Origin of the sequence: Rugosimonospora acidiphila (assembly GCF_039543385.1) — a bacterium.
In the GTDB taxonomy this organism is placed as follows: Bacteria; Actinomycetota; Actinomycetes; order Mycobacteriales; family Micromonosporaceae; genus Rugosimonospora; species Rugosimonospora acidiphila.
This window is the reverse complement of the sequence record NZ_BAABJQ010000021.1, coordinates 161,342-176,494: the sequence shown is the minus strand read 5'-3', so window position 1 is coordinate 176,494 and position 15,153 is coordinate 161,342. Positions and strand designations below refer to the sequence as shown.

Sequence of the window (15,153 nt, the reverse complement as noted above, 5' to 3'; positions counted from 1 at the left end):
GGTCGCCGGTCGCCGGTCGCCGGTCGCCGGTCGCCGGTCGCCGGTCGCCGGTCGCCGGTCGCCGGTCGCCGGTCGCCGGTCGCCGGAACTTTTTCTGGGGCGGTGGCGTGGGCCGCGCCCGCCGCGCGCGGCGGTCGCCGGTCCCGCGCGCTCGGGTGCCGCCTCACCTGCGGATGCGCCCGTCGTGGCACCCACCGGCGGGGAACCGTCCGAAGTGGACCATGCCCCCGCGGATGGCGCGCGGCGGGTCAAGAAGTCGCCCCGGCATCCATGCCGTTACAAGTCCGTGTCTAGACATCGTTGTCCCGGGCGAGTTACGGTCTCCCCGCTAGGCCGGGAGGGCGAGCATTCATGGACTTCACGGATAAGACACGACTCTGGTCCGAAGGTAACCACGTTTACGCTGGTAAAGCCCGCATCACCGCGATGACCGACGGCGTTGAGCTGCAGGTCGAGGCGGGCACCCAGGCCACTGGCGTGCGGATCGTGAGCGACCAGGCTCAGACAACGTTGGTACGGATCGAGGTTCCGCTCGGCGACGGGATCGGGTACTGGCACCCGTCCGCAGGGTGGGAGCGCCCACTGCCGGCGGACTGGGAGGGTGACTGGCGGCGGATCGGCCTGGTCGACTCGGCCGTGGCCGGCTGCCTGTACGACCCCGCGGGCCGATCGCTGCTCGCCTTCGCCAGCGACCGCGGCGACGCCACCACCTGGCTGCGGTTCGGTGTCTCGGAGACCTCGGCCAGGTTTGGTGTGTGGCTGGCGATGCCGCTGGCCGCCGGCGAGGAGTGCCGGTTGCGCGTCGAGGCGCCGGGGCGCACCGCCGACGAGACGCTGCGCGCGCTGGCCCGGTGGATGCCCGGCACCGCCGACGCCCTGCCGACCCCGGAGGCCGGCCGCGCCCCGGCGTACTCGACCTGGTACTCGATGCACCGCGGGGTGACCGCCACCGGCGTGGAGGCGGAGGCCGCGATCGCCGCGGAGCTGGGCTGCGGCCTGGTACTTCTGGACGACGGTTGGCAAGCGCTTTCCGATGGCGTCAAGTACTCCGGCTGTGGCGACTGGACCCCCGATCCGGCGAAGTTCCCGGACTTCACCGGGCACGTCCGCGCCGTACGGGAGCTGGGGCTGCGCTACGTCGCCTGGATCGCACCGCTGCTGCTGGGCGAGCACAGCCTCGCTCACGGCTCGCTGCGCGGCCTCGCGCCGCACCGGGTGCCCCGGCTGGCGTGCCAGGTGCTGGATCCTCGGCACGACAAGGTGCGCGCTTTCGTCATCGAGCGCTGCCTCGAACTCGTGGAGCGCCACGGGTTCGACGGCCTCAAGCTCGACTTCCTGGAACTGGCGATGGTCTACGCCGACCCCGCCAGCGCCGCAGACAACCCGAGCGCCGCCGACAACGCCAGCGCCGCAGGCGACAACGTGAGCCCCGACAACGTGAACGGCAACAGCGTGAACGGCGGTGACGTGAGCGGCGGTGACGTGAGCCAGGCGATGCGCGAGCTGCTCGACGAGTTGCACGCGCGGCTGCGTGCGATGCGCGGTGGCGAGCCACTCATCGAGCTGCGCCAGCCCTACGCCGCACCGGCGATGCGCCGCTACGGCAACCTGCTGCGGGCCAGCGACTGCCCGGCGGACGCCACCGCCAACCGGCTGCGCACCCTGGACATCGCGCGGCTCGCACCGGGCGCGGCGGTGCACTGCGACATGCTGATGTGGGACCCGCACGCCAGCGTCGAGGCGGCCGCCCGGCAGTTGCACTCCGCGCTCTACTCGGTGCCCCAGATCTCGATGCGGCTGACCGAGCTGCCCGCCGAGCACCGCGCGATGACGGCCTGGTGGTTGGACTTCTGGCGACGGTACCGGGACGTGCTGCTCGACGGCGAGCGCCGCACCGGCCGGCCGGACGAGCGCGACGCCACGGTCACCGCCACGGCGGGCGATCGGGCCGTCGTCACGGTCTTCGGCGAGCACCGGGTGGTACCGCTGGAACTGGCCGGCCTCGCCGACGTGGCCCTGGTCAACGCGACCAGCGCGCCGCACCTACTGGTCGATCTCACCGGTACCGCCAGAGTCAGCCTGACGGTCACCGACGCCTGCGGCCGGCCCGCCGGCTCCCACGTCCGGGAGCTGGGCCCCGGCCCGCACCGCCTGCCAGTACCGCCCTCGGGCGCGTGCCGGCTGGCACCCGCATGACAAACCCCGCCCACGCTCTTCGTGCCACACCCTCGGAGGTGGAGTTCATGTCCGACACCCCACACCCCGGCACCGGCGCCGGAGGAATCACCCGACGCCGCACGCTCGCCTATGGTGCCGTCACCGCGGCCGGCGCCGCGCTGGCCGGCGTCGTCGGCACCGGTCAGGCCGCGCAGGCCGCCGCCGCACCCACGATCACGCTCGGCTTCTCCGATCCGACCGCGCTGTTCCCGATCGACGCCTCCGGCCGGGCCAACCCCAGCCTGCTCGTCACCGTCACCAGCCCAGCCGCGCTGACCGGCACCGTGGCCTGGACCGTCAACGCTCGCAGCACGCAAACCGTCCGCAGTGGAACCGCCACGTTCTCCGCCGCCGCGGGCGTGGCACAGACCACCACCATCGCGCTCGGCGCGCTGGGCGCCGACTACTACCGGGTGGTGGTCACCGTCACCGACGCCGGTGGCACGCAACTGCTCACGAAGACCCTGGGGCTCGGCGTGCTGCGCCCGACGGCGAACGGGGTGCGTCCCGACTCGGCGTTCGGGCTGGGAATCCGGTCGGAGGGCGATCCGACCATCACCAAGCGCATCGCCCAACTGATGGGCGTGAAGTGGACCCGGGGCGTGGCGTCGGTGGACCCGACCAAGGTGAGCCCGGCGCCCAACACGTTCTGGGGTCAGGCCGACATCGACGTCGCCCGGGCCGAGGTCGCCGAGTGGCTCACCTACGGCATCAAGCCGACCGGGTTCATCAACTACAACATGGCCTGGAACGTGCAGCCCGGGGCGAACGGCCAGCCGTTGCAGGTGTACCAGAACCGGCCCAAGGACCTGAACGCGCACGCCGACATGGTGTACCACGCCATCGCGCCGCTGCAGGATCTGGTGCAGAACTGGGAGCTGTGGAACGAGCCGTGGGTGCACGGCCGCTTCTGGTCCACCGGAGACTCGCAGGACTACCGCGACATGACCAAGCTCATCTGGGACAAGGTCAAGGCCGATTTCCCGGACGTCAACCTGATCGGTGGCGGCTCGGTCAGCTACAACCGTGACAGCGTCTACGCCAAGGGCTCCACGTCCGCCGGATACATCGACGGGTCGGTGAACCACGCCTACGGGTACCCGGACGCGACCCAGTACGCGATGGCCAAGACGCAGGTCAAGATGGACAAGCTCTGGTCGCAGTCGCACGGCAGGGGCGGCCAGTGGCAGACCGAGTGCGGCACGTGCGTCGTGGACTCCTTCCCCGACCTGCCCGCCGAGGACGCCAACTACGCCGTGGCCCGCACCCTCGCGCCGACCTACCTGCTGCACATGCTGGCCGGCGCCGAAGAGGGCTCACCGATCCGGATTTTCTGGTTTTCGCTCTGCTACGACAAGCCCTACTCCGGCCAGGAATTCAACATCTACGACATCACCACCAAGACGCCGTTCCCGACGGTGGTCGCGTACGCCACGATGACCAGCCTGCTGGAGGACGCGACCCTTTCGACCGAGCTGTACCCGGACGCGAAGTCCACCTGGGGCTTCCTGTTCCGCACCGCGGACGGCAAGGGCCGCGCGGCGATCTACTGCGACCAGATCTACGACGGCACCGATGAGCACCCGGCGGCCGGGTACAACGGCACGGTCACCCTGACCGACGCCAGCGGCGTGCGCGTCTACGACTACCTCGGACGGGCTCTGGCCGACGGTTCGAAGGCCCGCGTGACGCTGACGCTGTCCCCGTGGGAGGTGCTCTACTTCGAGACCGACCGGGACGCGGACTCGCTGCGCGACGCGCTGACCACCAAGGCCATCTTCGACTACGACCGACCGTTGGTGGTCACCCCGCTGTCGCTGACCAAGCCGCTGGGTACCGGCAGCGAACTGCGGGTCAGGGTGGAGAACACCACGCCCACCACGCTCACCGCCACGCTGCGCGTCGCCGAGCCGCCGGGGTGGCGCCTGAAGTTCACCAACATCCTGTGCGCGAACCTCGAGCCGGGCGAGCAGCGCGTGGTCAGCTTCCCGATCACGCAGTACCAGGTGAGCGCGGACAACCAGTACCGGATCGACTGGACCGCCCGGGTGACCGGGCACCAGGGCGCCGACCCCAGCGGGTCCGGCACCGTGCGCCTGACCTACCTGCCGTACCGGTCGATCGCGGTGGGTGGCGACGCGAGCCAGTGGAGCGACATCGTCCCGGTGACCCTGACCAGCGTCAGCAAGGCCGGTGACAGCAAGCAGTACACGCTGCGCGGGGCGTGGGACGACGACTTCGTGTACTTCCGCGCCGAGACCCAGGACCTGATCGCATTCTTCAACCCGGCCTTCGCGAGCAACCCCTACCTGTTCCCGTTCCAGGCCGACGACATCCAGCTCGCCTTCGACACCGGAAACAAGCCCGAGGACCTGCTCGCCGGCGACCGGCACTACGAGAAGTGCCTCACCTCGCTGTCCCACCTGTATGTAGCCACGCTGGCCAGCAGGACTTCCGACCACGCCGCCGCGGACTCGTTCCCCCAGCTGCACCGCCAGTGCGCGCCGGGCACCAACTACCAGACGTACTACCCCACCAACGCCGCCCTGCCGACCCCGCTCGGCCCGATGGACGCCTCTCCCACGGCCGGCACCGAGGGCCGGGTGCAGATCACCCGGGACGCGGTGGCCAAGACGACCATCTATGAGGTGGCCATCGCCTGGAGCCAACTGCCGGAGATCGCGGCCGAACTGCCGACCGCCGCCGGTCAGACCGCCACGATGACCTTCGCGTTCGCGGTGGGCGACGCGGGAACCAACGGGCACGGCCAGACCTTCTCGACCACCCAGTCCGAGGCTCCGCAGTCCGCCTGCTACAACTTCGCACCGTTCTGGGGCACCGGCTCCCAGGCCACCGGCGGGCGCGTCGACACCCTCTGGGGTCTCGGCCGCTGACGACCGATCTGAATCGTCGCGCGGCTTCAGACGCGCCGAGCCAGACGGTTCGAAAGACCCAGGGCGCCCGGCCGCACCGCCACCCCGGCCCGGCCGGGCGCCCCGCTCAACGCCACCCGCCAAAGCCCCACCCGCCCAGCCCCACCCGCCCAGCCCCACCCCGTCGAGGCAGACACCCTTCAAGGCAGACACACCGACCAAGGCAGACACACCTCTCAAGGCGAGGATTGCATTCCGTGGACACCGATGCCGGTACCGCATCCGCACCGCCGTGGGCCGGCTCCCCGGCCATCCGGATCACCGGCGTGCGGGCGGTGCTGACCGCCCCCGCCGACACCACCCTCGTGGTGGTGCGGGTGGACACCAGCGAGCCCGGCCTCTACGGCCTGGGCTGCGCGACCTTCACCCAGCGCGCGGCGGCGGTGGCCACCGTGGTGGACGAGTACCTGGCACCACAGCTGATCGGGCGGGATCCGGCGGACATCACCGATGTCGCCGGAGCCCTGCACGTCAGCGGGTACTGGCGCAGCGGGCCGGTGCTGAACAACGCACTGTCCGGAGTGGACATGGCGCTGTGGGACATCAAGGGCAAGCAGGCCGGCCTACCGGTCTGGCAGCTGCTGGGCGGCCGGTGCCGCACCGCCGTCCCGCTGTACGCGCACGCCTCCGGCCGCGACCCGGGGGAGACCGCCGACGAGGCGCGGCAGCTGATGGCCGACGGGTACCGGTACGTGCGGTGCCAGGTCGCCGTGCCGGGTGCCGGCACCTACGGCGCACCCAGCGCGGCGGCGGCCCCGGGCGCCCGCCCACCGCTGACCCCCGACGCGTGGGACCCGGCGGCGTACCGGCGCACGGTCCGGTCGCTGTTCACGCACCTGCGCGCCGAACTCGGCGACGAGGTCGAACTCATCCACGACGTGCACGAGCGGGTACACCCGACCGACGCCGTGGCGCTCGCCAAGGAGCTCGAACCGTTCGGCCTGTTCTACCTGGAGGACCCGGTGGCGCCGGAGGACCTCGACTGGCTCCGACGGCTGCGCGCCCAGTGCACCACCCCGATCGCCATCGGTGAACTGTTCACCAATCCCGCCGAGTACCGGCCGCTGCTGGCCGACGGCCTCGCCGACTTCATCCGCGTACACGTCTCGGCGATCGGCGGCATCACCCCAGCCTGGCGGCTGGCGAACGCCTGCGAGCTGTTCGGCATCCGGACCGCCTGGCACGGGCCCGGCGACGTCTCCCCCATCGGGCACGCGGCCAACCTGGCCCTGGACCTCGCGTGCCCCAACTTCGGCATCCAGGAGCAGCACCTGTTCGCACCGCGGCTGCGCGAGGTGTTTCCCGGCTGCCCCGAGATCCGCGACGGCCACCTGTGGCCGAGCGACCGACCCGGCCTCGGCGTCGACTTCGACGAAGGGCTGGCGCTGCGGTTCCCGCCGCGGCGTCTCGGCCACGCCTGGGCTCCGCCACGCCGGGCCGATGGCGCCCTGCAACGCCCCTAGCCACCTCTGCACCCCCAACTCAAAGGAGTACAACCGATGGATACCAGCACCAGCGCTCCACCGCCACGACGGCGGCGCAACGCGGTCAGGTCGGTGACGGCAATCGCCATCGCCGGCGCCTGCCTCGCCACCGGCCTGACCGCCTGCTCCAGCGACGGATCGGGCTCCGGCTCGAAGGTCACCCTCACCATCGGCGAGTGGACGAACCCGGGGGCCATCCAGTTCACCGAGAAGTTGAACGCCGCGTTCGAGAAGGCGCACCCCGGGGTGACCGTCAAGCTTCAGCAAGCCCCAACCGCCAACAACGCGTGGCAGCAGCTGACCAGCACCATGCTGCAGTCCAAGACGGTCGACGTGCTGGCGCAGTTCGCGCCCACCCAGCAGGGCTTCGCCCCGTCCTACACGAGCCTGCAGCCGGGCGGCATCGCCGCGCTGATCGCCGCCAACAAGGTGGTCGATCTCAAGGACCAGCCGTTCATGAAGAACTACGACACCACGGCGCAGCAGGCGGCCATCGGGTACAACGGCGGCATCTACGGTGTGATGGCGGCGGAGTATGTGTCGTCCGGCGCCATCTGGTACAAGAAGGACCTGCTGGCCAAGTACAACCTGCAGGTCCCCAGCACCTTCCAGGAGTTCCTGAACGACTGCGCGACGCTGAAGTCCAAGGGGATCACGCCCATCTTCGCCGCCGGCAAGGACGGCTTCCAGGGCGGCATCTGGCAGGGCATCATGAACCAGACCCTGATGGCGGACCACCCGGCGGCGGACTCGGTGAAGGTGTCCACCGACCGGGCCACCGCGTTCTGGCAGAAGACGCAGTCCTGGAACGACCCGGTCTACAAGACCATCTCGCAGGAGTACCAGCAGGCGGCGAAGTACCTGGAGCAGGGCGCGGCGGGTGTCGCGCAGGCAACGGCGCCGGGCGTCTGGGCCAGCCAGGCGGACAACTACCCGTTCCTGCTCGACGGCTCGTGGGACAGCGCGACCATCCAGCAGGCGAACCCGAAGCTGAACCTCGGCTTCTTCCAGATGCCCGGCACCAACAACGCGTCGGACAACCGGATGGTCGTCAAGCCCGACCTGAGCTGGGTGGTGCCGACCACGTCGGCCCACCAGGATCTGGCCATGCAGTGGCTGGCCTTCTTCTCGCAGCCGGACAACTACAAGCAGTGGCTACAGGCCACCGGATCGGTCTCCACCCAGCCTGCGCTGACGAGCACCGGACTGTCCTGGATGGACTGGCTGAACACCCATTCGAAGGACGCCTTCGAGCAGCTGACCGCTCCCTGGGTGCCGGCGGGCGCCTCTACCGATGCCGGCGGCCCCGACCTCTACAAGATGACGCCGATGGGCAAGGACAGCATCGACACCGTGCTCAAGCGCTCCGCCGACGCCTACCAGAAGGCCGTCAAGTAACCGGTCGCGGATCAGTCTGGCTCGGCGCGTCTGGCGCCGGGCCACGACCCGGACCAGTCGAATAGAAGGGAGGGCGGCGTGCCCCGCTGTTTGTTCGGGACACCCCGGACCCGACGGTTCATCCCCTGGGCGAGCATCGCGATTCCCGGGCTCGGGTGGCTGTTGTTCGGCCTGTACCCATCGCTCGCGACCATCGTCTACTCGTTCACGCAGTACTCCGGGCTGCCGGGCACGCCGCTCAACTTCTGCGGTCTGTGCAACTACACGAACGCGTTCACCGCACTGTCCTCCGAGGTGTGGAGCGCGATCCGGGTCTCCATCATCTACGTGGTGGGCGTGACCATCTTCCAGAACGCGATAGGCATCGGCCTGGCCCTGCTGCTCAACCGGCGGGGCCGCTCCTACGCGGTGTACCGGGCGCTGATCTTCATGCCACAGATCTTCTCGGTCGCCGTCGTGGGGGCCATCTTCTCGCTCATCTTCGACCCGTTCACCGGCCCGCTCGACAAGCTGCTGCACGGTGCCTTCGGGGTCACCAGCACGTTCCTGGGCTCCAACCAGCTGGCGCTGCCGCTGGTCATGCTCGTCAACGTGTGGATGTTCTCCGGGTACTCGATGCTCATCTACATCGCCGGGCTGCGCAACATTCCATCGGAGGTCTACGAGGCGGCCTCGCTGGACGGCGCCGGGCGCTTCCGGCTGTTCCGGAACATGACTTTCCCCCTGCTGGCGCCCGCGTTCACGGTGAACATGTTCCTGACCGTGGTGGGTTCGCTCGGCGAGTACGCACTGATCCTCGTGCTCAGCGGTGGCCAGCACGGCACCCAGACGTTGGGCATCTACATGTTCGCCTCCGCGTTCAACTCCGGCAGCGCCGAACTCGGGTACGGGTCGATGCTGGCGATGCTGCAGTTCTTCCTCACCCTCATCGTCGGCGGCGGCGTGCTGTGGACCCTGCGGCGACGGGAGGTGGCGCTGTGAGCAGCACGACCACCGGAACCCAGCCGGGGCCGTCCCTCGGCGGAGGCGAGCATCGATCCTCCGCATCCGCTGTGACCGATCGCGCCCGGGCCGAACCGGTTGTCCGGCGCCGGCCCACCGTCGCGCAACGGCTACGCGGCCTGCGCACCAACGTGGTGTGCCTGCTCATCTCGGTCGTGCTGTTCGCGCTGCCGCTGCTCTACCTGCTGTTGCAGGCGTTCAAGTCCTACCCGGACTTCCTGCAGCACCCGACCGGCCTGCCGCACGGGTGGACCTTCCAGAACTTCACCGACGCGTGGCAGCAGGGCAACTTCGGCCACGAGATGATCAACAGCCTGGTCTACGCGATCATCCCGGACGCCATCACCCTCGTGCTCGGCGTGTTCCTCGCCTTTCCCATCTCCCGCGGCTACTTCAAGCACTCCAACGCGCTCTACACGTTCTTCATCTTCTCCGGCTTCCTGCCCGGCGGCCTGATCCCGCTGTTCATCGAGGCCCGCTCGCTGCATCTGTACGACAGCATGCCCGGATATCTCGTGCTGACCAGCCTGTCGGGCGCCGGGTTCTTCTTCTTCGTCGGCTACATCAAGGGAATTCCCCGTGAGATCGACGAGGCAGCGGTGCTCGACGGATGCGGCTACATCCGGTTCATCTTCACCATCATCATTCCGCAGATGAAGCCGGCGCTGGCCACCTTCGGCATTTTCGGCTTCGTCTACTCGTGGAACAACCTCATCCTGCCGCTGGTGATGCTCACCAACGACGCGCTGTGGCCGGTCACCCGCGGCCTCTACTCGTTCTTCGGCGAGCACACCTCGAACTGGCCGCTGGTCGCCGCCGGCACGTTCATCGTGGCCGCGCCGATCCTGCTGCTGTTCATCCTGTTGCAGCGCTACCTCGTGCAGGGCGTCGCGGGCGGGGCCAGCTTCGGCACCCAGGGCATCGGCCCCCAGGACGCGGCGGGACCGGGCGCCGAACCTTCCCGCGCCGGCGAATGACGCAACGGGAACAGCGCGCCGGCCGGGCCACCGTATGGGAGCCCGGCCGGCTCGGCGTGACATTCCGGCTGGACGAACACCTCGGGCATCCCGAGTTCGCCTGGCCGCGCACGCTGCTGCACTGGCCGGTCCGGTGGCCGGTGCCGTGCGCGCCCGCGCGGCGCTTGCGCCTGGTCGACTGCGGCGGAGCCCCGGTGCCGTTCCAGCTGTCCCGGGTCCGCCTCGACGCCGACGGGCTGGTGCGCCGGGCGGTGGTGGCGTTCTTCGCCGGCCTCGCCCCCGGGCAGCACCACGAGTTCACCCTGAGCGACGACGAGTCGATCCCGTTCGCGCCCGTCGAGCGGCCGGTGACGGTGCTGCGGCGGGAGGACTCCACGGTGCTGGACGCCGGGCCGATCCGGGTGGCGCTGCCCGCCGCCCACCGGCCCGGCGGGCGGCCGGTGCCGGGCCCGATCCTCGCGCTGGACCGCGGCCGCGGCTGGGTGGGCGGCTCCGAGCTGTCGGGCCGGCACGCCCGGGTGGAGCGGGTCGACGTGCGCGAGGTGGAAGCCGGGCCCCTGGAGGCGGCGTACGAGGTCCGGTACCTGTTCGCCGGCGGCGGCCGGTACAGCGCGACCGTGCGCTGCGTGCAGGGGTACGACTTCGTCGAGCTGACCGAGTCCGTGAGCGGCGTCGGCGATCCCACGCTCTCCTGGGAGCTGCGCTGGGACGGGTTTCACCCCACCCACCGGTTCTCCTCGACCTGGCCGTACTCGCAGGATGCCGCCGACTACGCCGACCCCGGCTCGCCGGAGACCTACCGGTGGCCGGGCATCACCCAACCGCTGCTGGTCGCCGACAGCGGTGAGGACCCGGCCTTCTCCGGCCCCGGCCGGCCCGAGCGGCCCGAGGAGGAGTTCGCCTTCACCGTCGGGCCGTACGCACCCGCCTACGCCTGGGATGTGCGTCCGCACGCAACCTTCTGGGACGTGCGCTCCGGCGACGCCGCCGGGGTGTTCATCCGCGACCCGGCGCGCTGGGACGACCACCGGTACGCCTCCTGGGCCTCCGCCCGCGACCTGCAACTGCGGTTCCGGTACGCGGACGGGGTGCTGCATTGGCGGTGGCCGCTGCCGGGCGGCACCCGGCGCACCGGCATCGCCTGCTACGACCACGAACGCGACCGGGAGGTATTGCGGGCACACGAGCGGCACGCGCGGGAGCTTTCCGACCGGTACGGCATCGACCCCGACGCGGCCCGCCGCGCCACCCACTACCAGTCCACCCACGTGCGGTACCTGTACCAGTGGCACAGCACCCTGAACCTCGACCGGGTCAAGCACTGGGTGCTGAGCTACTGCGGGCGGCGCCCGGCCGGGCTGACCACGACCGGTCAGCTCCGCACCGGACGGCAACTGCTCATCGCGCTGTTCGCCGGCGAGGACGGTCCACGGCTGTCCGCGCACGGCGTGAACGAAGTCGCGGGCTACCTCAACATCGGCCAGCGGCCCCTGTACGACCGGCTGCTCGACGGCTACGACCGGCTGTGCGGCGAACTCGACACCGAGTCCGCCGCCCGAATCGACGCTCTGCTGCTGTTGACCGGGTACGTCTCCGCCGGCGAGGAGATCGGCCCGATGCGCCGGATGTTCGGCGGCCACCCCAACTTCATGTCCGACGGCAAGGCGGCACTGGCCTGCCTGGCCTGGCTGTACCCCGAGCACCCCGCCGCCGGCGACTGGCTCGACCAGTTCGAGACGTTCCTGCGACTGGTCGGTGTGCTCCACGCCCGCCCGGCGCTGCCCGACCGGCAGGCCCGGCCGGGCCGGTGGACCGAGAGCCTCGCCACCTACGTGTGGGCGTTCCTGCGCCCGGCCGCCCTCGGCAACGCGCTCGGCATGCGCACCGACGGCCACAACCGGGTCTGCACACCGCAGCTCGCGGCCGTCGGCGCCTGGCTGGTCGACGCGCTGACCGCGCCGGTCATGACCGGCCCGGTGCCGGACGACGATCCGGCTGGGTCCCCGCGTGGCGCGGCCCCCGGCGCGGCCACGGCCCCCGGCGCCCTGCGCATGCACCCGCCGCAGGGCGCGCACGCCAGCTGGCCGCGCCGCCCACCGATCGAGATGCGGCTGCTCGGGGACCAGTTGCGCCGCTACCGGCCGCTGGTCGCCGAGCACCTGCTGTGGGCCTGCGACGCCGCGGGGCACCGGCTCGACCAGCCGCGCGGCGCCGCCGACCCGTGGCGGGTCCTGCACCCGCCGGCCGGTGACCGGGGCACGAACCCCCGGCTGCGCAGCACCAAATACACCGGGTACGGCATCACGCTGCGCGCCGACGTCGACCGGCCGAGCGAGGTCTCGGTGCATCTCCAGCAGACCGACCCCGGCCCCAACTACCGGTGGGGCATCGCGGACGACAACGGCAGCGGGCACCTCTACTACTACGCCGGCGGCCGCGCCTACAGCGGCCACGGCCGGGAAGACGCCGGGGACCGGCGCGCGCCGAACGCCACCTTCGTCAGCTCGTGCGGTATCTGGCGGGACGGGGCGATCCGGTCGCTGGGCCCAGGCACGCTCGACCGTCCGCACTACGACCTGGACACCGCCCAGTACGCCGAGATCACGCCCGCGCCCGACAGCCCGGTCGCCGGCCACTACCTCGGCCGCAGCGTGATCCTGGTCGGCGGCGACTACCTCGTCGTCTACGACGCGGTGGCCGCCGGCCAGCGAATGGTCTGGACGTGGTGCACGCTGACCGAACCCACCGGCCACGACGCGAACAGCATCGACACGCTCACCGACCGGATGCCGTTCATCCACGTGGTGCGGGGCGTCCGCACCGACGGGACCGTGCTCGCCCCGCCACGGATCGACGGCGACTTCCGCACTCCGGTCTCGCGGGCCGTACGCCTGGAGGGTCCGCCCGAGTCTCCCACCGGCGGCACGCTCGCGATCGTCAGCCACCGTGACGACCTCACCGTCGCCCCGGCGGGCCAGACCCCCTGGGGCGCCCGGATCGCCACCCCGCACGGGGTGGACTACGTGTTCCGGCACGAGCCCGCCGGCTACCACGAGCCGGCCACCCTGGACGTCGCCGAGGACGGGTTACGCTTCCGCGGCACCGCCGGGGTGATCCGGCGCTGCCGGGACGGGCAGTGGCAGCTGGTGCTCTTCCACGGCACCGAGATCGGCACCAGCGATGTGTGCCTGCGCACGGATGACGAGGACCTGGGCATCAGCCTGCGGTACCGGGGCGGGGCGCACGAGTGCCACGGCGACTACCGCGCCCCGGCAGCCACCACGCTGACCCTCCGGGTGCGCGACGGCCTGCGCGGCGCGGCCTTCCATCTCGACGGCGCGCCCGTGCGGCCACTGCGGCACGCGCCCGAGGAGGTGACCGTGGCACTACCGGCGGGGCGGCACCGGTGGGAGCTGACCGCCGGCGCCCCGCGCCCGATCGCCGCCGAGGTGCTGCGCACCGCCAACGCCAGCGGCGCCGCCGAGGTGCATTTCACCACCGTACCGGCGGCCGAACGGTACCTGGTGCAGCTGTCCGAGGACGGCGGGGACACCTGGCGCACCGCCGCGACGGCACACACCAGCCCGTGCCGCCTCGACGGGCTGGCCAACGGCCGCAAGCTGCACGTGCGGGTGGTGGCCGCGAACGCCCGGCACCACGCGCCGCCCGGGGCGGACTATCCGCTGTACGTCGACGACCGGCCGCCCGCCCCACCCGACGGGCTGGCGCTGCGGCTGAGCCCGGACACCGTCGAGCTGACCTGGGGCGAGGTCCTGGGGGCGAGCGGGTACCGGGTGCTGCGCCGCCGCCGAGGCGAGACCGGGTACCGGACGCTGTTCTCCGGGCTGGCCTTCTCGTACGCCGACCGCGAGGCGCACGGCGTCATCGCCGCGCTCGACGACCCCGACCGCGAGGACTCTGACTGTGCGGATTCTGACTGTGCGGACTCCGACCGCGACGGCCCCGACCGCGGCGATGCCGAGGGGCCGGCGGTCACCGTCTACGAGTACGCGGTGGCGGCCGAGAACGGCAACGGAGTCGGCGCGCCCGGCGCACCGGTGCCGACCGACCCGCGCGGCTGGCGGCACTGGCGCCCGCCGATCCCGCTGGAGTTCCGCCGGCGGCACAGCTACCACGAGCCGCCCTACCTGCCCGGCCCGGCGCATCCCGACCGCTACGACGGCCAGCAGGCGCCGCCCGAACTTCCGCCGCTCGCCGAGTTCCTTTAGCCACCCCGAGGTGAGACGCCATGTCCGATCTCTCCCCCATCGAGGGGCCGCCAGGACGCGACCAGCGGATCCTGCTCACCGGCGCGGCCGGGCGCATCGGCACGGTGCTGCGCCGGGGGCTGGCCCGGCCGGGTCGGGTGCTGCGGCTGCTGGACATCGCGCCGCTGGCCGGCGCGGAACCGGGCGAGCGGGTCGAGTTCGCGCCCGCGTCCTTCACCGACCCCGAGGCCGTACGCGCCGCCTGTCGGGACGTCGACGCCGTGGTTCACTTCGGAGGGCGCAGCGGCGAGGCGCCGTGGGAGACCATCCGAGCCGTGAACATCGACGGTACGCAACGGGTCCTGCGGGCCGCGGTCGAGGCCGGCGTCGGGCGGGTGGTACTGGCCGGAAGCATCCACGCGGCCGGTTTCCGTACCCGCGACGAGGCCGTGGACGCGGCGCTGCCGGCGGACGGCTCGGCCCGCCCCGACACCTTCTACGGAGTGAGCAAGGCGGCCATCGAGGCACTGGGCAGCCTCTACCACTCCCGGTTCGGCATCGACGTGACCTGCCTGCGCCTCGGGGCGTTCCGGCCCCGTCCGGTGGTACCCGAGGATCTGGCGGCCTGGCTGTCGCCGGGCGACACGGTACGGCTGGTCGAGGCGTGCCTGCGGGTACGGCCGGCGGGCTTCCGCATCCTGTGGGGCATCTCCGCGAACACCCGCCGGTGGTGGTCGCTGGCCGAGTCGGAGGCGATCGGCTACCACCCCGAGGACGACGCCGAGCGGTACGCCGCCGAGATCCTGGCCGGGGCCGCGTTCGATTCCACCGAGCCCCGCAACCACCTGGCCGGCGGCCGGTTCTGCACCATGCCGCTCGGCTGACCTGCGCTGGGCCGAAGCGGCAGCTCGGACGGCTCGACCCGGGCGACTCG

The 15,153-nt window shown here is 71.5% G+C and carries 8 protein-coding genes; all 8 read left to right on the top strand.

The window, feature by feature from the left end; genetic code table 11:
* Positions 1 to 426: 426 nt before the first annotated feature.
* Positions 427 to 2,196 carry a glycoside hydrolase family 36 protein gene (locus ABEA87_RS29570; RefSeq protein WP_345635144.1) on the top strand — a complete coding sequence of 590 codons (1,770 nt, stop codon included), beginning with the start codon at positions 427 to 429 and terminating at the stop codon, positions 2,194 to 2,196.
* Between the two features lie 47 nt (positions 2,197 to 2,243).
* Entirely contained in the window at positions 2,244 to 5,111 is a 2,868-nt protein-coding gene (locus ABEA87_RS29565; RefSeq protein WP_345635142.1) for a hypothetical protein, read from the top strand.
* A gap of 236 nt (positions 5,112 to 5,347) precedes the next feature.
* Positions 5,348 to 6,613 carry an enolase C-terminal domain-like protein gene (locus ABEA87_RS29560; protein WP_345635141.1) on the top strand — a complete coding sequence of 422 codons (1,266 nt, stop codon included), beginning with the start codon at positions 5,348 to 5,350 and terminating at the stop codon, positions 6,611 to 6,613.
* 36 nt (positions 6,614 to 6,649) lie between these two features.
* Complete coding sequence (locus tag ABEA87_RS29555; protein ID WP_345635140.1) at positions 6,650 to 8,032, top strand: ABC transporter substrate-binding protein; 1,383 nt, start codon at positions 6,650 to 6,652, stop codon at positions 8,030 to 8,032.
* 78 nt (positions 8,033 to 8,110) lie between these two features.
* Entirely contained in the window at positions 8,111 to 9,013 is a 903-nt protein-coding gene (locus tag ABEA87_RS29550; RefSeq protein ID WP_345635138.1) for a carbohydrate ABC transporter permease, read from the top strand.
* On the top strand, positions 9,010 to 10,011 hold the full coding sequence (locus ABEA87_RS29545) for a carbohydrate ABC transporter permease (protein WP_345635137.1): 1,002 nt from the start codon (positions 9,010 to 9,012) through the stop codon (positions 10,009 to 10,011). The genes ABEA87_RS29550 and ABEA87_RS29545 overlap by 4 nt, the downstream gene beginning before the upstream one ends.
* Complete coding sequence (locus ABEA87_RS29540; RefSeq protein WP_345635135.1) at positions 10,008 to 14,240, top strand: hypothetical protein; 4,233 nt, start codon at positions 10,008 to 10,010, stop codon at positions 14,238 to 14,240. The genes ABEA87_RS29545 and ABEA87_RS29540 overlap by 4 nt, the downstream gene beginning before the upstream one ends.
* Positions 14,241 to 14,260: 20 nt before the next feature.
* Positions 14,261 to 15,103 (top strand): NAD-dependent epimerase/dehydratase family protein, encoded by an 843-nt coding sequence (locus ABEA87_RS29535; protein WP_345635133.1) that lies wholly within the window; start codon positions 14,261 to 14,263, stop codon positions 15,101 to 15,103.
* The last annotated feature ends 50 nt before the right edge of the window (positions 15,104 to 15,153 follow it).